The organism is Gimesia benthica (assembly GCF_009720525.1).
Lineage (GTDB): Bacteria > Planctomycetota > Planctomycetia > Planctomycetales > Planctomycetaceae > Gimesia > Gimesia benthica.
Genome location: NZ_CP043930.1, coordinates 7,586,547 through 7,606,169, shown reverse-complemented (window position 1 = coordinate 7,606,169; position 19,623 = coordinate 7,586,547). Strand labels below are relative to the sequence as shown.

Annotated in this window: 13 protein-coding genes and 1 pseudogene; 6 read left to right on the top strand and 8 right to left on the bottom strand. The window is 54.6% G+C overall.

All coding sequences use genetic code 11. From position 1 onward, the window contains the following. Genes F1728_RS29695 through F1728_RS29685 form a run of 3 tightly spaced genes read left to right on the top strand, consistent with a single transcriptional unit; the run spans position 1 to position 3,424 of the window. On the top strand, positions 1-1,554 hold the full coding sequence (locus tag F1728_RS29695) for an HlyD family secretion protein (RefSeq protein ID WP_155367031.1): 1,554 nt from the start codon (positions 1-3) through the stop codon (positions 1,552-1,554). A gap of 2 nt (positions 1,555-1,556) precedes the next feature. Next, a complete protein-coding gene (locus tag F1728_RS29690) occupies positions 1,557-2,288 on the top strand; it encodes an ABC transporter ATP-binding protein (RefSeq protein ID WP_155367030.1) in 732 nt (243 codons plus the stop codon). Then, positions 2,285-3,424, top strand: coding sequence for an ABC transporter permease (locus tag F1728_RS29685; RefSeq protein ID WP_155367029.1), 1,140 nt, complete (start codon positions 2,285-2,287; stop codon positions 3,422-3,424). The genes F1728_RS29690 and F1728_RS29685 overlap by 4 nt, the downstream gene beginning before the upstream one ends. Positions 3,425-3,445: 21 nt before the next feature. Here the strand turns inward: F1728_RS29685 and F1728_RS29680 are convergent, their stop codons facing one another. Then, on the bottom strand, positions 3,446-4,891 hold the full coding sequence (locus F1728_RS29680) for a DUF1501 domain-containing protein (protein ID WP_155367028.1): 1,446 nt from the start codon (positions 4,889-4,891) through the stop codon (positions 3,446-3,448). Between the two features lie 467 nt (positions 4,892-5,358). On the opposite strand from F1728_RS29680, the gene F1728_RS29675 reads away from it, so the two are divergent. Beyond that, positions 5,359-5,646: a LexA family protein gene (locus F1728_RS29675; RefSeq protein ID WP_194242593.1), complete on the top strand. Its 288-nt coding sequence runs from the start codon at positions 5,359-5,361 to the stop codon at positions 5,644-5,646. 230 nt (positions 5,647-5,876) lie between these two features. Further along, positions 5,877-7,223: a DUF1501 domain-containing protein gene (locus F1728_RS29670; protein ID WP_155367026.1), complete on the top strand. Its 1,347-nt coding sequence runs from the start codon at positions 5,877-5,879 to the stop codon at positions 7,221-7,223. A 67-nt stretch (positions 7,224-7,290) separates the two neighbouring features. Here the strand turns inward: F1728_RS29670 and F1728_RS29665 are convergent, their stop codons facing one another. Beyond that, complete coding sequence (locus F1728_RS29665) at positions 7,291-8,292, bottom strand: DUF1559 domain-containing protein (protein WP_315853509.1); 1,002 nt, start codon at positions 8,290-8,292, stop codon at positions 7,291-7,293. A gap of 686 nt (positions 8,293-8,978) precedes the next feature. Between F1728_RS29665 and F1728_RS29660 the strand changes: the two genes are divergently transcribed. Next, positions 8,979-10,292 (top strand): PQQ-binding-like beta-propeller repeat protein, encoded by a 1,314-nt coding sequence (locus tag F1728_RS29660; protein ID WP_155367025.1) that lies wholly within the window; start codon positions 8,979-8,981, stop codon positions 10,290-10,292. 123 nt (positions 10,293-10,415) lie between these two features. On the opposite strand, the gene F1728_RS29655 is transcribed toward F1728_RS29660, so the two are convergent. The 6 genes and pseudogenes from F1728_RS29655 to F1728_RS29630 all read right to left on the bottom strand — a co-directional run bounded on the left by F1728_RS29655 (position 10,416) and on the right by F1728_RS29630 (position 19,553). Beyond that, a complete protein-coding gene (locus F1728_RS29655) occupies positions 10,416-11,528 on the bottom strand; it encodes a sialidase family protein (protein ID WP_155367024.1) in 1,113 nt (370 codons plus the stop codon). Between the two features lie 91 nt (positions 11,529-11,619). Continuing rightward, a pseudogene (locus F1728_RS32870) lies at positions 11,620-14,786 on the bottom strand (efflux RND transporter permease subunit). An 82-nt stretch (positions 14,787-14,868) separates the two neighbouring features. Beyond that, on the bottom strand, positions 14,869-16,125 hold the full coding sequence (locus F1728_RS29645; RefSeq protein WP_194242592.1) for an efflux RND transporter periplasmic adaptor subunit: 1,257 nt from the start codon (positions 16,123-16,125) through the stop codon (positions 14,869-14,871). Positions 16,126-16,201: 76 nt separating this feature from the next. Further along, positions 16,202-16,930, bottom strand: a complete 729-nt coding sequence (locus tag F1728_RS29640) for a TetR/AcrR family transcriptional regulator (protein WP_145440885.1) — start codon at positions 16,928-16,930, stop codon at positions 16,202-16,204. Positions 16,931-17,220: 290 nt separating this feature from the next. After that, positions 17,221-18,657, bottom strand: a complete 1,437-nt coding sequence (locus F1728_RS29635; RefSeq protein ID WP_155367022.1) for a sigma-54-dependent transcriptional regulator — start codon at positions 18,655-18,657, stop codon at positions 17,221-17,223. Positions 18,658-18,818: 161 nt separating this feature from the next. After that, positions 18,819-19,553 (bottom strand): sensor histidine kinase, encoded by a 735-nt coding sequence (locus F1728_RS29630; RefSeq protein WP_149342186.1) that lies wholly within the window; start codon positions 19,551-19,553, stop codon positions 18,819-18,821. Between the last annotated feature and the right edge of the window lie 70 nt (positions 19,554-19,623).

The window sequence follows — 19,623 nt, the reverse complement described above, 5'->3', positions numbered from 1 at the left end:
ATGTCTCAGGTTGATTTATCCCAACTGGCCCTGGATCGCAGTGCCCCCCCTCAATTGCGGGGGCACACGCGATTCCGGTTACTCACGCGCTATCTGCTGCCCGGCACCCTGCTGATCGGATTTGCTGCGCTGATCGCCTACGCCTCCCGTGATTTGATCTTTCCTCCCCAACCGGTCACGGTGATGCCGGTGATCGTCTCGCAGGCCCAGGTCCGCAGCGCCGGCACGCCTCTGTTCCAGGCAGCTGGCTGGGTGGAACCGCGGCCGACCCCTATTCGGGTCGCTGCACTGGCTCCCGGTGTGGTGGAAGAGTTACTGGTTGTCGAAGATCAGAAAGTCAAACAGGGGGAACCGATCGCGCGGCTGGTAAGAGTGGACGCCGAGCTGGTATTGAAGAACACCATTGCCACGGAGAAGCTGCGGGAAGCTGAACTGCAGCAGGCCCGCGCCACGTTGAAAGCTGCTGAAGTCCGCCTGTCACAGCCCGTGCATCTGGAAGCGGTACTCAGTTCGGCGCAGGCAGAACTGGCTAAGATCCAGACTCAGTTAAAGAATCTGCCTTTCATGACCCGTAGAGCCAAAGCAGATCTGGAATTCGCGCGGCTGGATTTTGAGCGCAAGAAATCAGCCCGCGGCGCAGTCACACAGCGAAGTATTGACGAATCGAAGACCGAGGTTGAATCGACGACTGCGGCGTATGAAGAGTTGATGGGCCGTAAGGAATCCCTGATCGCGGAACAGAAGGCGCTGCAGGCGCGGTGCCAGGCACTGCAGACGGAGTTGAAACTGCTCACAGCGGAACAGAAAGCCCGGGATGAAGCCCAGGCGCAGGTGGCTGCAGCAGCCGCGCGTCTGGAACAGTCCCAGGTCGCCGTCGACCAGGCGCGACTTGCTTTGGAGCGGATGACGATCCGCGCCCCTGTCGCGGGACGCGTGTATCAGCTTGTAGCACATCCCGGATCCAGTGTCGGAAACATGCTGACTCAGATGACTAAATTCGATGGCAGTACGGTCGTCACCATGTATCGTCCGGAATGGCTGCAGATTCGTGTCGATGTGCGTTTTGAAGACATTCCCAAGGTTTCGTTGAATCAACCGGTTCAGATCGACAATCCAGCACTCAGCGAACCAGTGAGTGGTAGCGTCCTGTTTATCAGTTCGGAAGCGGATATTCAGAAAAATACGCTGCAGGTCAAAGTCAAAATTGATGAACCGACGCCGCTGCTGAAGCCGGAAATGCTGGTGGATGTGACCTTTCTCGCTCCGAAACATGAGCAGACAGAGAAAGATCAGGACCGGGAATCCCGAATTTATGTCCCCAGAAAGATGGTACAACAGAACGCCGCCGGTCAGTCCTATGTCTGGGTTGCAGATCAAAGTCGCCAGATTGCCCGCCAGCAGGTCATTGAAACCAGCCCGCATGCAAATGGCCCGCTACTGGAGGTCACTCAGGGGCTGAATGTATCGAGTCGACTGATTGCCTCCCCGACATCCGATTTGCAGCCAGACGAGCGGATTAGCATCACCGGCGAAACCAATCATGAAGGAAACTGAAAATGCCACTGGTTGAAATTCACAATCTGACCAAACAATATCACAAGGGGGGCGAGACCATCACCCCGCTGGACCAGGTCTCTCTCAACATTGAACAGGGCGAATTTCTTTCGCTGATGGGATCGAGTGGTACCGGAAAATCGACACTGCTAAATCTGATCGCCAGCATCGACCGCCCCGACTCGGGTACGATCATCGTGGATGGTGTTGAGATTACATCATTATCGCGGAGCCGCCTGGCTCACTGGAGAGCCGCCCACCTGGGTTACATTTTCCAGACGCATAATCTGGTTCCCGTTTTGACCGCTTACGAAAATGTCGAACTCCCGCTGCTGCTGCTTCCGCTCTCGCGGAACGAGCGACGCAAACGTGTGGAAGTCGCACTGGAAGCCGTCGACCTGCTGGACCGGGCCGATCATTATCAGCGACAGATGTCAGGCGGACAGGAACAGCGGGTCGGGATTGCCCGGGCGATCGTCAAGCATCCCCTGATTGTCGTGGCTGACGAACCAACGGGGGACCTGGATCCCGAGTCCTCAGAACAGATTCTGAATCTGCTCAAACGTCTGAACCGGGAACTGGATATCACCATGCTGATGGTCACTCACGATGCGGAAGCAGCGACCATCGCAGACCGACAGTTCTATCTGGATCACGGCAAACTGGTACAGCGAAACAACGAGCCAGAGACGGCGCTGGCCGGATCAGGCGTGAGTATTGAGGAGACCCCATGAAACTATTGGGCTATATCGTGAAATCATTGTGGGGGCATCGTTCCCGGACCATGCTGACGGTGGCTGGCTCCGCGGTGGCACTGTTCGTGTTCTGCTTCATTCAGTCCATCCAGGAAGGCATGCGCGATCTCAGATCACGGCAGGAAGCAAATGGCTCATTGATCGTATTCCAGGCCAATAAATTCTGCCCTGCCACGAGTCACCTGCCACAGGATTACGATCAGCAGATTCGTAAATTTAACGGAGTCAAAGACGTCATTCCGATTCAGGTCTTTACCAACAACTGTCGGGCCAGTCTGGACGTGGTTGTATTTTACGGCGTCCCTCCGCACAAACTGCGGACCGCACGGGACTTTGAATTCATCCAGGGAGACTGGAACGAATTTGAGACACATCAGGATGCCGCCGTTGTGGGTCAGGCGGTCGCGGCGCGACGGGGAATTGAAGTCGGAGATAAATTTTCTATCGGCGATCTCTCCGTTAATGTGGCGGGCATCTATCGCTCTAACAACCCAGCTGAAGAGAATTACATCTACAGTCACCTGGAATTCCTGCAGCGGCGACAGGGGGCGTACCTGGTGGGGACCGTGACACAACTGGAAGTCCTCCTGCAACCGGATGCGGATCTGGAAGCGGTCAGTACACGGATTGATGACCTCTACCGGGCCGGGCCCGTGGAAACCAATACCCGCTCCAAAGGGGTGTTCCAGGCGAAGAGCTTGGGGGATCTGTCGCAGTTAATTGAAATGGCGCACTACCTGGGTCTGGCTTGTGTGGGACTGGTACTGGCACTTGTGGCGACGACAACGCTGATGTCGGTCGAAGATCGAATTCAGGAACATGCGGTCCTGCGGACACTCGGTTTTTCGGGCAGTAAGGTCTTCGGCGTGGTGCTGGCGGAAAGTACACTTTTGAGTTTGGCAGGCGGGATTCTGGGAGTCGGGATCGCTTTGATCACTCTCAAACTCAGCAGCCTTTCGGTGGGCGCGGAGGCAGTGACCGTCGCGTTCATCCCCTCATTTCGGCTGGCGGGCATCGGCCTGCTGCTCGCACTGGTCACGGGAATGGGCGCGGGGGTTGTCCCTGCCTGGTATGCCTCACGAACCGAGATTGTTCCGGCCCTGCGAAGCGTTTAACCTGCCTGTTCTCTGAACGTATCAGGTAAGTCCCGGAATGGGTTCGCCTTCGTAGATATAGTGCGGACGGTCGACATCGTCCTGCCAGAAAGCGGTCTGGGGCAGCCCCAGTGCCTTGTAGATGGTCGCTGCGAAGTTTTCCGGTTTCTGCGGCTGATCGATGGGGAAGCCACCGATCTTGTCGGTCTTCCCAACAACGCGGCCCCCTTTGACTCCGCCTCCCGCAAGGAGGATGGACTGGGTCGCCCCCCAGTGATCCCGGCCCGGATTGGCATAAACTTTGGCCAACTGAGAAATCTTAGGGGTACGTCCAAATTCACTGCACATGACAACCAGGGTGTCTTTAAGCTGTCCACTTTCGTGCAGATCATCCAGGAGTGCGGAAACGGCACGGTCGGTGGGAGGCAGAAGTTTATCCTTGAGATGCGGGAAGATATTTCCGTGCGTATCCCAGGATTCGTTATTGCCCAGATTGACCTGCACCAGATTCACGCCCGTCTCAACCAGGCGTCGCGCCATGAGCAGAGACCAGCCAAACGAGTTTTTGCCGTAGCGTTCCTGAATCTTATCGTCTGCACTGGTGACATCCATCGCATAATGTACTTTGTCGTCGTTCAGCAGAGAGATCGCTGCGGTGCGGTAGCGGTCGAAACTTTCAACCTGCCCTGCATTGTCCAGCATCTGACGCTGTGCGCCGAGTTCCTTCAGCAGTTGAATGCGATTACTCATCCGGCTGTGCGTCATCCCCTGCGAGAGTTTGAGGTGCGGAGTTTTGAAGACCCGCTTGTCTGTTCCGCCTCGCTGCTGATGGTCGAATGCGTAATCCGGAAAAGCACCGTAGGACTGCGCGTGGAACGGAGAAGCTTCTATGATCCAGGGATCACGATTGGAACCCATGCGTCCAGCGAACTGTCCGGGAATGACGCGACCGCTGCGATGAACGATTTTATCCGGCAATACGATGGCGGGGGGCAGATTGGTTCGCGAACGGAGTACATCGCCAGCGATGGCGGCAATCGAAGGATGATCGGTAGTCATGGGACGCCCGGGATTGAATCCAGTGGGGATATCCGATCGACCGGTGAGCATGATATGGTGCCCCATCGAATGTTCGTTCGTCCCATGCGACAACGTACGACAGACGGACCAGAGGTGACTGCGTTGGGCGAGCATCGGCAGATGTTCTGAAATCTGCACGCCCGGAGTGCGGGTGGCGATTGGATCGAACTCACCGCGGATCTCCGCGCTCGCATTCGGCTTCATATCAAAACTCTCGTGCTGTGAGAGACCGCCGGAGAGGAAGATGAAGATACAGGACTTTGCAGTACGGTGTTTCGTTCCGCCGGCTGCTTGTGCCCGGAGTGCATCCAGGTGATTGATTCCCATCCCCAGCAGACTCACCGAACCGACTTCGAGTGCGGTCCGACGAGAGATCAGAGGATGGCGGGTGGGACTGTGGGCAGGCATGGTAACTCTCCTGAATCCAAGAGATTGACTCGACAAGCGCAAGCTGATATTCCGGTGTACCTTATATCACATCAATATAATTCAATGTGACAGGCAGTTAAAGTCCAATTGCAACAAAATCATCAACGTTTATATTTATGTTTTCGTATCCTGGAGCACCGTCTCTGAGGTCAAAAATTTTTCGACCCTGAATACCAGCAGATTCGGCTGATCGACGATGAATAAACCGAACTTGCCTCAAATTTTGATTGACGATCGACGATAAGCCTTATATGCTTTGCCCGTGTTGATTCCCTCCCCATTCACCTGGTGGTGGCCGCGTGTGACTCGCTGAAGGAAGTCACTTTTAAGAATCATTGCGTTTTTCTTCTTCAAGACCTGTATAGGAATCCGGGTCTGATTCTCAAGGATGATTGTGGGCTCTTTCTGCGCCCTCAGCTGCGCATGTGATGCGCAAGGAGAAATCAATGAACCAGTATCTCACCGATCGTGAACAGAATATTCTGGACTATATAACTCGTGAAATTGACCGGACCGGAATCTCTCCCTCGGTCCAGCAAATCGCTTCTGAATTCGCCATTCCCTCTCCCAACCGGGTAACCCGTTATCTGAATGCGCTGGAAGGAAAAGGCTGGATCAGCAGTCATGGCAATATCGACGGCGGAATCTCGTTGATCGAGAATGATCGGAACTACCGCCTCTCCCTCTGTGGCGATGTAGAAGAAGGCCGGATCGACTTTAAAAAACGCTTTTAAAGCCGCTCAGCACGCAGGTATTGCTGTCACAAACGGGCATCTTTAGGGGCTCTTCCCGTTTCTCCATTAGAATACGGGTACGAACCAGCGAATTTCTTAATTTTCTTTTGTTTTCAGCCGATTCTTCTATTCAAACGTCTTGTATTGGTTTACGCTTATATGTGAGGTAACCTGTTACAGGTGCAAGCGTTAGTTAGTAGATGGTTTGGATTCACTGAAAGGGAGCATTGATGCTCAGGCTAGAAGATCAGTCAATTCGTTTATGTGACCGTATGCCCCGCCGCTCTTTCATGCAGATTGGTGGCCTGGCAATGGGGGGGCTCTCACTGCCCCAGATTCTGAAAGCACAGGAACAGTCGGGGAAGCGTTCTTCACACAAAGCCGTCATCATGATCTTCCTCGCCGGTGGTCCACCACATCAGGATATGTTCGACCTGAAGCCAGACGCACCGGATGAAGTCCGCGGAGAATTCAAACCGATCGACACCAACGTCCCCGGGATACAGATCAGCGAACTGATGCCCCGCGTCGCCGGTATGATGGATAAGTTTTCGATCATCCGCTCACTGGTTGGCGCAGAAGGTCGCCACGATTCGTTTGAGTGCTGCACCGGTCATCACTTCCGTAGCTCTCAACCTCAGGGAGGCTGGCCCTCTCTAGGATCGGCTCTCTCCCGTGTGGCAGGCCCCGTACACCCAACGGTCCCTCCCTACATTGATTTGTCACATACGATGGCCCACGATCCCTGGAACATCAAAGGTCCCGGCTATCTGGGACTGACGCACGCTCCATTCCGTCCCGATGGACGCGTGATGGAGAACATGACGTTGAATTCAATCAATAAGGGACGGCTGTCCGAACGAACGCGACTGCTGGAAGACCTGGACCGTTTTCGCAGGACCTCCGAAACCGGTCTGACCGACGGCACCTACGATGGCTATACGCAGCAGGCACTGGATGTCCTCTCTTCCTCGCGTCTGGTTGAGGCACTGGATCTGGAACGCGAAGATCCCAAAGTCCGCGCCCGCTATGGTAAAGATGATCCCAAGGTTCTCAGCTACAAACTGGACATGGGATACCAGGCGATCATGTCCCGCTTTCTACTGGCGCGCCGGGCAGTGGAAGCAGGCGCACGCTGCGTCACCTGCAGCTTCGCTCACTTCGACTGGCACGGTAATAACTTTGGTCATGCCCGCAAGGTCGTTCCCCTGCTCGACCAGGGAGTCGCAGCCCTGGTTCAGGATCTGCATGATCGCGGCATGGATAAAGATGTAACCGTATTAGTCTGGGGCGAATTTGGTCGCACGCCCAAGATCAATAAAAACGCCGGCCGTGATCACTGGCCCCGCGTGCACGCCGCCCTGATGGCCGGTGGAGGCATGCAGACCGGCCAGGTAATCGGTTCAACAAACCGACTGGGTGAAGAAGCCGTTGATCGCCCCGTGCATATGCAGGAAGTCTTCGCGACGCTGTATCACAATCTGGGAATCGATGTCGCGTCCACGACAATCGAAGACAACAACGGACGTCCTCAGTACCTGATCGATCAGCAGACTCCGATCCGGGAACTCGTGTGACACATTGAGTCGTTCCGAATGACACTGCATTTCTGATTGTTAAGCATTGGTATAATCCTCCGTCAACTCAAGGACTAAAGTTCGTCGATTCCTGACCGTCCGCGGTTCCGAGTTCCAGGTAGACGCGGGAGCTCATGTTTTCGCTGAGAAAATGAACGGAGCCATCCGCGAAACCGAAATGAGCGCCTCCTTCATGGTCGGAACCGGCTGACTGGTAGAAATTATTGTTAAAGCCCCCCGCAGTGCCCCCGGAAATTCCGGTATCAAACATGGTGGCCACTCCACCTGCCGCCCAACAGTCCTGGCTCGATTTGGGAGCACTGGAACTGTGCAGCTTCTGCAACTCTCCGGCCATGATGGTATTAGAAGTGCCATCGTCGACATCGCGAATCGCGGTATCACTATTCACGGAGAACATACCCAGAAAGGCACCGCTGCCTCCCCCGAACGTGCCGATCAGTGAATCGGTGCGGTGCGTCAGGTGAAAGTAATCACCATCGGCCCAGCCATTTCCACCGCCGATGCAGGTTCCGTAATCGGAGCCTCCTTTGACAAACCGGTTGGAGGGTAGTGTCGAACCCGCTACCGGATTTTCTCCGAGCATGATTCTGTCGTCTACCTTGCGAACCTTACTGCGGCGTGTTGGGCAATAGAACAAAGGAATGTCGTTCTCTGCCAGACTGCGATTCCCCATTACGTTGGTGTTGAAGTTCCATTTATTGTAGAGCGCTGCCTGATCGACATACGGGAGAATCTGGACCATCCAGCTTGTCCCGTGTAAACCCGTGCCGGGAGTTTTTCCAGCATCCCCCCAGACATTGTAAGCACTGGAGGTCGTCGTTGTGGCGATTGCTCCCGGCGGAAACAGACCATGCGTTTCGTGATAATTGTGCAGCGCGAGCGCCAGCTGCTTCATATTGTTTTTACAGGTACTGCGGCGGGCCGCTTCCCGCGCTGGCTGCACCGCCGGCAGTAACAGGGCAATCAGGATTGCAATAATCGCGATCACAACCAGTAGTTCAATCAGAGTAAAGCCCTTTTGGAATTTCCGCTTGTTTGTCATCAACATAACGCCTCCCGCACCAAGGAATAGAAAAAGGAAAATAGAACCACACCACATCTGGTGAGTTAAGAAAAGCAGTTGGATTTTTGAATTAAGAAATGAAAGCTGAAAGGGTCTAACATCAGGCAATCCTTTACCGACCAAGTACACTACTTCTAATAGAACACTATTAGTTGAACAGTAGTGTTTTTATTTAAACAAATAATTTCGAACAATCAAAATATTTACACGAAATTCTCCGTAAAACATTAATCTACAATGACTTACCTACCCTTCGCCACAGCGTTGTTTATTAATGGTTTCTTAAGATTTAGTTAAGGTCACGCTTACCAACTACTTAGGCCGCAGATATTGTTCACTATCCATAATTTTTAATAGAGGAGTCTGCGATAGAAAATCCCGGCCATCAAACAGATTCTTACACTGCATAACCCGCTGGAATATCTCGCCTTATACTTGCATCTCTCTGCTGAATTCCACAGATTCAAAGTCTCGATCAGAAACTGAGGTCTCTGATTTCTAAACTGTCCATTTCACCCGAGTCTGCTGGAATTCAGACTGAAATGCCTACCAGGATGATCTGCAACGCGCAGACGGGTATAATCAGGACATGGAAATTCAACACGGTGGGACTTTTGTGTCTTCACAAAAGTCTCTCAACAGCTGCCGCCAGCAATAAGGAATACTCACACATGCTTTTGCGATTTTTCTCCTGTGCCGCCATCGTCCTATTCAGCACCGCGCTCGCTTCCGCGGAAGACTGGTCTCAATGGCTGGGATCGGACCGCTCCAGTATCTGGGAAGCTGAGGATATCGTTGACTCGTTTCCGCAATCAGGTCTGAAAGTCGAATGGCGTGTGCCTGTCGGCCTGGGCTATAGTGGCCCAGCTGTCGTCGACGACAAAGTCTTTGTGCTGGACTATGTCAAAGATTCAGGCGAGGTGGTCAACAACCCCGGGGGGACTTCCAAGATTGAAGGTAAGGAACGCGTACTTTGCGTTTCTGCTGAGAATGGCAAAACGATCTGGGAATATGACTACAGTTGCCCCTACGATATTTCCTATGCAGCTGGCCCCCGTTGTACTCCCACAGTAGCGGACGGCAAAGTCTATGCTCTCGGAGCAGAAGGGAATTTCACCTGCCTGGACGCCGCCACCGGTAAAGTAGTCTGGAGCAAAGATTTCAAAAAGGAATACCAGTCCAAAACACCGTTCTGGGGACACGCTGCCAGCCCGCTTGTCGATGGTGATGTGGTTTACTGCCTGGTTGGTGGTCCGGGTTCGGTCGCTGTAGCATTTGATAAAAACACCGGCAAAGAACTCTGGCGTGCCCTGGACAACGACGACATCGGTTACTGTCCGCCGACCATGATCACTCATGAAGGTGTCAAACAACTGTTGATCTGGCATCCGAAGTCTCTGAATTCACTGAATCCTGAAACGGGTCAGGTCTTCTGGTCACTTCCTCTTAAACCGCAGTACAACATGTCGGTGACGGTTCCCCGAAAACAGGAAGATTTTCTGTATGTCTCCGGAATTGGCGACGAAGCGGCATGGATCGAACTGAAGGGAAAAGCCAAGCCTAAAATTGCCTGGAAGGGTAAGACCCGCGAAGCACTGTTCTGCTGCAACAGCACACCGTTCATTGTGGGAGACACAATTTACGGCAGTGACATTCAGTCGGGCGACTTTGTCGCAGTCAGCCTTAAAGATGGCAAACGCCTGTGGGCCTCTAAGGAAGTGACTCAGGCTGGTCGTCGGGATCGTCACGCGACCGCCTTTATCGTCAAACACGACGATCATTTCTTTCTGTTTACCGAGAAGGGAGACCTGGTGCTCGCTGACCTGTCGCCCAGCGGATACAAGGAAATCAGCCGCTTCCACGTTCTGGAGCCAACAAATGAAGCCTTCGGGCGTCCCGTCGTCTGGAGCCATCCTGCGTTTGCAAATCAGTCGCTGTTCGCCCGCAATGATAAGGAACTGGTTCGCGTGAGTCTGAAGAAGTAACCCTCTCCGAACTATTTTGTTTAGACGTATTCGCCGTCTGCTGTTTCCTCGAACGGAATTCAGCAGGCGGCTTTTTTATTGGCTTATAGTGAAACTGGTTACATTCACTGTCCATAAACCTGATTACTTCACCTGTCCCGCTGGTACCTTCCAGACCGTCACTCCCAGGTGATAACCTTGATGCAGGGGCGAATTATTCGAATACCAGGCGGTCACAATGTCGCCGTTCTCTTTCTGAACGCTGGAGGGATAGCCACAGTCCCCACCATCGGCAGTGTGGGCCAGGCGCAGGGGACTGCTCCAGGTCTGACCCTCATCGCTGCTGAGTTTGGCACAGACACCACGCTTGCCGTTTACCCGGACACCGTAACTGAGCAATAATCGCCCGTCCTTCAGCCGCAGCAGGTGCCCGTTGATTTCGTTGCGTTCGGTCACCGGCAGCGGTTTCTGCCATGTCGTTCCATTATCGTCGCTGCGAATCAACTCCATCTTGTCCACACGGGCTGCGGCCAGCCATTTGTTATCTCCCAATCGAAACAGGTCGGTCTCATTATGTCGATCTCCGATGATGGAAACCGGCTGCCAGGTCCAGCCGTCGTCTTCACTGCGAAAATGCCATGAACGCCAGCCACTGGTACGCGTGGACTGGGTGGGATCCTTGAATTTTCCCTGATAGCAGGAGACGTGTAAGGCACCATCACTGCCCGCCCAGATATCACCAAAGGGAATATATTCCGACCAGCCGGGCTCGGCAGCTGGAAAGGCATCCCGCTGCTCCCAGGTACGTCCCCCATCCTGGGAACGCAATACCCAGTTAAGCATAATGTCATCGCGAAACGGGGCCTGCTTGGGTCGTTCGGGTTGTTTGTGATTGGTCCAGCCGGAACAGAGCACAACCAGATCGCCGTTGTGGGCGACTCCCGCTGCGTGATTCATCCGCACCGTCCCCGGTTCGTGCCGGGTAATGGTACTACGCTTCTCCCATGAGATGCCATCGGGACTGGCCCAGCAGTCAATGTCCCCTTCCTGCTGTCCGTGACTGGGTTGATTATGGAAAATCACAATGATCGTTCCATCGGGGAGCAACGTCAGATTGGGCCAGGCGCAAACGTTCTTGACGGCGACGACCTGTTTGACGATTTCCGGTTCTGCTGCCGGTTCTGCTGATTTAGAAATGTTGGTACTGAACCAGAATGTCAGAACGATCAGAGTAAATAGCAGGCGGTGACGCATCATCTCTCCCGGGATTTCAGTTGATTGAAGAAAGGCTTTACCAGCCTCGATCGTAATCAATCACACACCGGGATGCACGAAAACTCTGAACGAATTATCGTAAAGCGGGTAATCGATCTTTGAGCTTCGAGAGGAGTGTCGATCCCTCTCCTTCGGGAACCGGATCCTCTGCGCCTGCCCGTAAGGGACAGTTGCGACACATCACCAGAATATAAGCCGAGGGGATGAAATAGAGTGCCAGTAAGGTCGCTCCGCCGACGCCCCCCGCGATCGTAATCGCCAGAGGAGGCCAGAAGCCGCCTCCCGCCAGCACCAGCGGAATGAATCCGGCGACCGTTGTCAGTGAGGTCGCGACGACGTGCCGTGTTGAACGTAGAACGACATCGCGGACGACAACCCGATCCCCTTTTCTGGCCTGTGGATTCGCCCGGAGTTCCGCGAGCACCACGATGGCATCGTTAATCGCAACCCCTGCCAGGCCCATCGAGCCGACGATCGCCATAAAACCGAAGGGGAAGCCGAACAACCAGAGCATACCCAGTCCCAGACCGATCGAAAGGATCCCCACGGCCCCCACCAGTCCTGCGACCCGAAACGAGGAAAACGAGAGCACCAGTGTGGCAACCATCAACACCATCAGCACGCCGACGTTGGCCATCAGATTGCCGACAGCGTCATCTCGCTTGGAAGCTTCTCCGCCCCATTCCAGGCGATAGCCTGGCGGGAGCTCATAGCCGGCCTGCTGCAGTCGTTCCTGAAAATCAGCCAGCACTTTTGCGGGTAGCACACCGGCTTTGATATAAGCCTGCACTTCGTTCATGCGTTCGCCGTTGAAATGGGAAATCGCTGCGATCTCTGACGACATTCTGACATCGGCAATTGCAGTCAGGGGAACATACTGTGCCTGGCCGTCAGGGGTTTTCTTACTGGAGATCAGCTGCAGTGATGCGATATTCTCAAGCGAACCCCGGCGGTCGTGGGGCACGCGAATTCGCACAGGCAGCTCTTCGGTCTCTTCCAGGATGCTGCCCCCCAAAGTCCCTTCGAGGGCCGCATTGAGCTGCCGGGAAATCTCAGCATGGTCCAGGCCCGCGAGCCGTGCCTGTTCTTCATCAATCTTGAGTGTGAGTTTGGGAAGCGGGTCGGCCAACTCCGCTTTGTGATGCAGGACATCAGGTGTCTGACTGAGTATGGTGCGAAGTTCATCGCCACTCTGGCTGAGTTGATGCAGGTCGGGGCCGAACAGCCGGACTTCAATCGGCGCATCAAAGGGGGCCCCTGCTCGAGTTGGCGAACGAGAACCCGCGAATGCGGTACTTTTCGATCCAGTTCCTGCTGCAGTTCGTGAATCAGCTGTCGTCCGCCATGCGCTGAGTTGAGCTGCACCAGTGCCTGGGCGAAATTGGAACTGTTCTCCCGCTTGGCGATGATGTTGTAATAGAACTGAGGGGCACTCTCACCCAGAAACCATTCGATCCCTCTGACCTGGGGATGTTCGAGCACGACCTCACGGATGGCCGCGATGGTCTCCCGCGTCTCTGCAAGAGAAGCATGGGCGCTGAGTTCCAGTTCAATGTTGATCTGATCTCTGTCAGCGGGGGGAAAGAACTGTTCGGGCAAAGAACCAGCCACAATGAAGCCACTCACCGGCAGGATACACCCCAGCCCCACGCCGAGTATCGGTTTGGAAAACAGAAAATCGAGTGATTTCGAATACGCGTTCCGCAATCCCGCATGACTGAAGCCCACCTGCCACCAGTGACCGGTCTCCGGATCTTCTTCAGGATCAGCAAACAGGGCTGCAATCGCGGGGATGACCGTCATCGCAAGGAAGAACGAACTGCAGATCGCCAGAATCACGCTGATCGCAATCGAACCCACAAATTCCCCCGCCGGTCCGGGCATGAGTGCGATTGGCGCAAAAGCCAGAGCGGTGGTCAGGGTAGATCCCAGCAGGGGAACCGCCAGATGCCGGACCGTCGAAATCACAGCATCCTCGGGAGCCATGCGGGCATGTAGCTTGGAACGGACTTCATCGACCACCACAATCGCGTTGTCGATCAATAGCCCCAGTGCGATAATCAGCCCGGTTACCGACATCTGATGAATGGGAATATCAAGCATCCGCAGCCCTGCGAGAACCATGAAGGCTGACAGGGGCAATGCGGTTCCAATCACCAGGGCATTCCGCCAGCCCATCATGAAGACGATCACCACAATTACAGCCAGTCCGCCAAACAGCAGGTTCCAGATCAGACCGCTCAAACGGGCCTCAACGTAGCGGTTCTGGTCGAACAGCATCTGCACCTGCACATCATCGGCAAGAGACTGTTCAAACTCGCGAATGACGTTTTTCGCCTCCTGGCTCCAGTGATCGATGCGCATGCTGTCCCGAACGAACATCCCCAGGGTCACCGCGGGTTTCCCATCAGCGACCACCAGGCTGCTCAAGGGCTGTGCTACCCCTTTGTGGATCGTGGCGATATCTCCCAGCTGAACCGAATGTCCTTCCGAGCCGAACTGCACCGGAGTCCGGGCGATTCGCGCCAGGGAATCGAGTTCCGAATCGACGTCGATCAGCAGATCGCTTTTCTGTCCCCGTAGCAAGCCTGCTGTGAGCTTAGCGTCGGAGGCTTCCACCTGCCGGGCGATTTGCTCAACACTCAATCCAAGCGTCGCCACCCGGTCGGGTTGAATCTCGACCAGAATTTCTTCGTCGGGGTCGCCAAAGGTGTCGATATCTTCGGTGCCGGAAACGGCCCGCAGTCGGTCTTCCAGCTGTTTCGCCGATCGACGGAGTACGGCGTAGTTAACCGGATTTGGATTATCCCAGACCAGCGCTACGATCAGGGCATAAGCTTTGACGTCCATCTCTTCGAAGTCGGGTTCTTTCGCTCCCGAGGGGAACTCGACGCGGGCATCATCGATTTTATCGCGAATCCGCGACCAGACTTCGTCTACCTCGTAGACATCGTCGCGGAGTTCGATGGTAATCGTGGACATTCCCGAGCGGGAGATGGACCGCAGTTCTTTGATTTCGTCAATCTCACGGAGTTCTTCTTCGATTCTTTCAGAGACCAGCGATTCGACGCGCGTGGCATCGGCACCGGGGAAGCGGGTCTGCACCAGAGCCGAGCGTTTGGTGAGCACAGGATCTTCCATACGGGGCAGGATATAGAAGCTCGACAGTCCGGCGACGGCAATCAGGGCCATCAACAGAATCAGTAAGCGGCGGTTACGATAGAATAAGCCTTCCAGCATTTCTGATTTTCCCATTCTGTCCTGAAAGGTTGCAGGCTACGGCTCAACGTGCGCTATGGAACTGGATCAGTGATTCCGTAAATCAGGAATCGGACTTGATCACCACCCGTTGGTTATTCGCCAGTTTATGAATTCCATCTACGACCATCCGGTCTCCTGATTTCAATGTCCCCCGGACGAGGACCCGGTCGCCTTCCGTGTGCAGAACTTCGATCTGCCGTTTCTCCAGAATCAATTCCCCTTCCACTTTCCCCGGTACGACAGCATACGCCGACCAGAGGCCGCGTTCTCCCCGTGCCAGGGCACTGAGTGGCAGCCAGAAGCCCCGCATTTCCACAGGCTCTTCCATCGCAAGACGAATCACCTGCCCGGGAATCAACTGCTCGGCTGCCTGTTTATCGAGTGCCAGCACGACTTCACGAGTCCGCGTCACCGGATCGAGTTCGGGCAGGACCGCTTTCAGAGTTGACTGGTATGTTTTGCCATTGAGTTGTACCTGCTGACGGGCACCACGCTTCAGCCCGGGTGTCATTTCGACCGGCACCCCGATGTGGGCTTCAAGCTGTTGATCTTCTACCAGTCGCAGCAGCGGCGTCTCGGGGGAGATCACGGTCCCTTCATCCGCATAACGTTTCGAGATGCGTCCTGAGAATGGTGCTTTGAGTACCGTGTCTTCCAGATCGATCTGGTTATCTGCCAGTTGAGCATCCAGGTTAGCGACGACCGCTTTCTGAGCAGCCAGCTGCTCCTTGCGTGTCCCTTCCTTCAATTCCGAGAGCTGGCTCTGCGCCGCATCGAGCTGTGCCTGCTGCTGCTGGACATCATACTGCGAAGCTTCATACACAGCCTTGGAGATCGCGTTGCGTTCCAGCAGTTGTTCATTGCGTGCATGATCCGACTGCAGATTTTTCAGCTTGGCTATCAGCTGTCTGACGGTGGCCTCCGCGGCGGCAATGGTCTGGGGACGGGGACCGGCGAGGAGTTCATCCAGCTTGGCCTGAGCCGCATCCCGCTCTGCCTGGAGCTTCTGGCGGACAATCTTCAGGTGACGGGTATCAAGACGGGCCAGGATCATGTCGGCTTTGACCGGATCTCCCTCGTCCACATTGATCTCAATCAACTTGCCACTACGTTCCAGTGAGAGTTCGCTGGTGCGTGCAGCTTCAACTTTACCGGTATAGGTACGTTTCCGCGCAAATGAATCGACGGGCTTCAGCTCTACGACTTCAACGGGAACCCCCTGCTCCTGAGACTGCTGTTTCGCGGTGACTTCTGTGGAGAAGGCCTGCTTATGAAACAACCAGTAACCGCCGGTCAGACAGACCATCAGCGCGAGCATCAAAGGAAGCCTCAGTCGCCTGAACAGGTATGAGGCGAATTGACGATTCGTCAACTTTGGGAGAAAAAAAAGCGTTTCAGACAGAGATCTGCTGGAGTTCATTTCCAAACACCTCCTCGCTGACACGATCAAAGACCGCATCGTAGTCGACGGTAGAACTGAGCGGCTGCCAATCAATTCCATCCAGAAAACGATTGAAATTACGACGCAGCATTTCGAAGGGTGCAGAAATTCCGATTTCATCCAGCGAATTACTGGTGGCGATGATCGAGTAGCCCCCGAAAGAGAGCGACCAGAGACCGAAGACGATTTCTTCGGGTGTTGCGTGGTTATCCAAAACAAGATCGTCCCGGGCGATGGCATCACGAACGATGCCTCCCACAACCCCCATGCAGCGATGTTCACAATTGGCCATAATCTTCCGCCGTTCCTCTGAGGTCTTTTCCCAGATGGAATCAAGCCGAATCGTCTGTTCGACTCGAAAGTGATCGGGGTAGAGTTTCACAAACAGTTCAGCAGCGGTTCCGATGGCGGCAATACGCTCGCGCGAGGTCCCCTGGAAGAGGGACGCCTTTTCAAACATCGCCAGTCGCTTTTCCAGCGTCTGGATCGCGAGGGTGATAATGATCTCTTCTTTGCAGGAGAAGTGATTGTAGATCGTCCCCTTGGAGTACTCGAGCATGCTGGTCAGGCGGTCCATATTCAGACCGTTATAGCCCCCCTCAATGAACATGGGACGGGCGCATTCGAGGATTTTGGCCTCGCGTTCCTGAATTTCACGTTGTTTGCGTTCTCGTGTACTCATAGCGTCCTTATTTTGACGGATCGTCAATATTTGTCAAGATGTCGCAGGAAATTATTCATTTTCCCGGCGTACCTGGGCAGAAAAAGGTTTACCTGCTGCAGTTCACGCGAACATCTATCACACCGATACCATTACTAATTAAGGACTTACAGAACAAGACCCCAAGAAGGCACTCGAAAGACAGATGGAGAAGAATTGAGGGACTTTAGAATGAGAAGACAGCAACAAGCTCTGTTCACTGCGTCAAATCGAGAGCGAAATGGAGCTGTTGGAGAGGCTGGCAGCGAGGGTCAGACGCCCCCCTGCTCCTCTTTCTGCTTTTGGTACTCTTTGAGCTTCCGGTAGAGGGTCCGCTCACCGATGCCCAGCATCTTGGCTGCTTCTTCCCGCTTGCCATCCGCCAGATCGAGGGCCCGCTCAATGTAGTAGCGTTCTACCTCAGAGAAAGGACGGCCAATGAGAAAATCGGCACCGGAACGATCCGAGGTATAGCTGCTGTCTCCATCCGGTCCCGCGACAGGTACGATCTCTTCAGGCAGGTCGTCCAGATCCAAAATGCCATCGGTGTCCAGCACCAGCATTCGCTCGGCGGCATTGCGCAATTGACGGATATTGCCAGGCCAGTCGTATGACATCAGCGCGCGACGGGCGGCCCGCGAAACACCCTCGTAAGGCTTGTCGTACTGGGCGGAAAGCTCTTTCAGGAAATGATCGGTCAGCAGCGGTATGTCCCCCCGCCGCTCCCGCAGTGGGGGCAGTTCGATTTTTACCACTGACAGCCGATAGTACAGATCCTGTCGGAAGGTTCCCTTCTTCACCATTTCGAGCAGATCCGCATTCGTTGCAGCCACCAGACGAACGTTGAGACTGATCTCTTCATTGGTTCCCAGGCGGGCGATCTTACGGTCTTCGAGAACACGCAGCAGTTTGATCTGGGTCTGCATCGGCATTTCGCCGACTTCATCCAGAAAGAGGGTTCCCCCGTTGGCATGCTCGAACTTTCCAATCCGCTTACCGACGGCACCGGTAAAGGCCCCCTGTTCGTGCCCGAAGAGTTCACTCTCCAGAATACTGTCCGGCAATGCCGAGATGTTGAGGGGAACGAAAGGCTTGCTCTTACGCTCGCTGTTCTGATGAATGGCCCGGGCAACGAGTTCTTTCCCGGTTCCGCTCTCGCCTTCAATCAGCACGGTGCTGTTCGTGGAAGCGACATTCTTCAGCTTTTCGACAATCTTATGCATCTGGGGCGTGTTGCCGATCACGCCTTCGAAGCCGAATTTTTCGTCCAGTCGGCGATGCAGTTCTGCATTGCGTCGCATGAGACGGACGCGTGTGGACGCCTTTTCGACCGCGTTGCGGAGTTCGCTGATGTCCAGCGGCTTGGTGAGATAGGTGTAGGCCCCGAGCTGCATCGCAGTCACAGCAGAGTTGATCGAACCGTGCCCGGTCAACACGATGACTTCGGCGTCGGGAAGTTCTTCCTTGGCAGTGCGGAGGATTGAGAGACCATCGACGCCATCCATGCGCAGATCGGTGATCACGATGTCTGCCGTTTCGCGTTCAATCAGCTTGGCGCCCTGCTCCCCTGAGGTGGCGATTTTACACTCACAGCCAACCCGCTCCAGGCTTTCTGCCACCGCCTGGGCATGTGCTTCATCGTCATCAATGATCAGGACACGAATCACGATTGATTCAAGATCAGTTTCCGGGGCGTCTTTCGCGCTCATCGAGCAGACTTTCTGCCTTCTATCAGTTACGAACGTATAATATTGTTATCAGGGTCTGACCGCCGTAGCCATGTTTTCCTGCAGGAAAGAGCACAGCCGGACGGACAGAACACATCTTATTCAAGTCGAAAATGTAATGAAATTGTGCAGGGAATCATTCTTCAGCAAACGGGGAAGGAAATGGTAAACCGCGTCCCGCGACCGGGTTCACTGTCACATTCAATCGTGCCGTGATGGGCATCGACGATCTTTTTGACCGTGGGCAGTCCCAGGCCACTGCCTCCCGCTTTCGTGGAAAAGAAGGCGTCGAACATCCGCGACTTAACCTTTTCATCGATGCCTTTACCGTTATCGATGATATCGAGGTAGACGGTGCCATCCCGATGCGAAGTCTGTAATTCGATCAGACCGCCATCGGGCATTGCCTGAACCACGTTCAGCGCCAGGTTCATCAACACCTGCCGAAACAAAGCGGGATCAATCTGGACCGCAGGCAGGTCCGCGTCGAAGTGCGGGCTGATTTCGATGCCGGCTTCATTGGCCTGAGGGCGGAAGAAGTCGATGAAGTCGCTTACCAGGGAATTCAGGTTGGCGGTAGTCAGTGCCAGCTTGCCTACCCGGGCGAACTGCAGGAAGGCATCCAGGATCTCCTGCAGGTGTTTACATTCCCGCTGCACGCTTTCGACTTTTTTCAGCATGCGATGACGGGAGGGAACATCCAGAGTCTCCAGATCTTCAGTGAGCAGTTCAAGGTTCATGCTCATCGTGGAGAGCGGGTTTTTGATTTCATGCGCCAGGCCGCCGGCCAGCGTTGCGATTTCGGAATACTGGGCTTCCAGCTTTTCCCGTTCTGCAACACTCAGCGGACTCTCGTTGACTGCGGATGGTCTCTGCATGGTTACTTCCCAACCGGACGGACAAAATAGTGGAGCACGATGGTCTGCTGTTCCACTCTTGTATCAGAAA

Bases quoted from the DNA above. Each gene is read 5' to 3' on its own strand.
- F1728_RS29690 (WP_155367030.1), top strand. From the start codon at position 1,557: ATGCCACTGGTTGAAATTCACAATCTGACCAAACAATATCACAAGGGG.
- F1728_RS29675 (WP_194242593.1), top strand. From the start codon at position 5,359: ATGAACCAGTATCTCACCGATCGTGAACAGAATATTCTGGACTATATA.
- F1728_RS29660 (WP_155367025.1), top strand. From the start codon at position 8,979: ATGCTTTTGCGATTTTTCTCCTGTGCCGCCATCGTCCTATTCAGCACC.
- F1728_RS29645 (WP_194242592.1), bottom strand. From the start codon at position 16,125: ATGCTCGCGCTGATGGTCTGTCTGACCGGCGGTTACTGGTTGTTTCAT.
- F1728_RS29680 (WP_155367028.1), bottom strand. From the start codon at position 4,891: ATGCCTGCCCACAGTCCCACCCGCCATCCTCTGATCTCTCGTCGGACC.
- F1728_RS29695 (WP_155367031.1), top strand. From the start codon at position 1: ATGTCTCAGGTTGATTTATCCCAACTGGCCCTGGATCGCAGTGCCCCC.
- F1728_RS29630 (WP_149342186.1), bottom strand. From the start codon at position 19,553: ATGCAGAGACCATCCGCAGTCAACGAGAGTCCGCTGAGTGTTGCAGAA.
- F1728_RS29640 (WP_145440885.1), bottom strand. From the start codon at position 16,930: ATGAGTACACGAGAACGCAAACAACGTGAAATTCAGGAACGCGAGGCC.
- F1728_RS29655 (WP_155367024.1), bottom strand. From the start codon at position 11,528: ATGATGCGTCACCGCCTGCTATTTACTCTGATCGTTCTGACATTCTGG.
- F1728_RS29670 (WP_155367026.1), top strand. From the start codon at position 5,877: ATGCTCAGGCTAGAAGATCAGTCAATTCGTTTATGTGACCGTATGCCC.
- F1728_RS29635 (WP_155367022.1), bottom strand. From the start codon at position 18,657: ATGAGCGCGAAAGACGCCCCGGAAACTGATCTTGAATCAATCGTGATT.
- F1728_RS29665 (WP_315853509.1), bottom strand. From the start codon at position 8,292: ATGTTGATGACAAACAAGCGGAAATTCCAAAAGGGCTTTACTCTGATT.
- F1728_RS29685 (WP_155367029.1), top strand. From the start codon at position 2,285: ATGAAACTATTGGGCTATATCGTGAAATCATTGTGGGGGCATCGTTCC.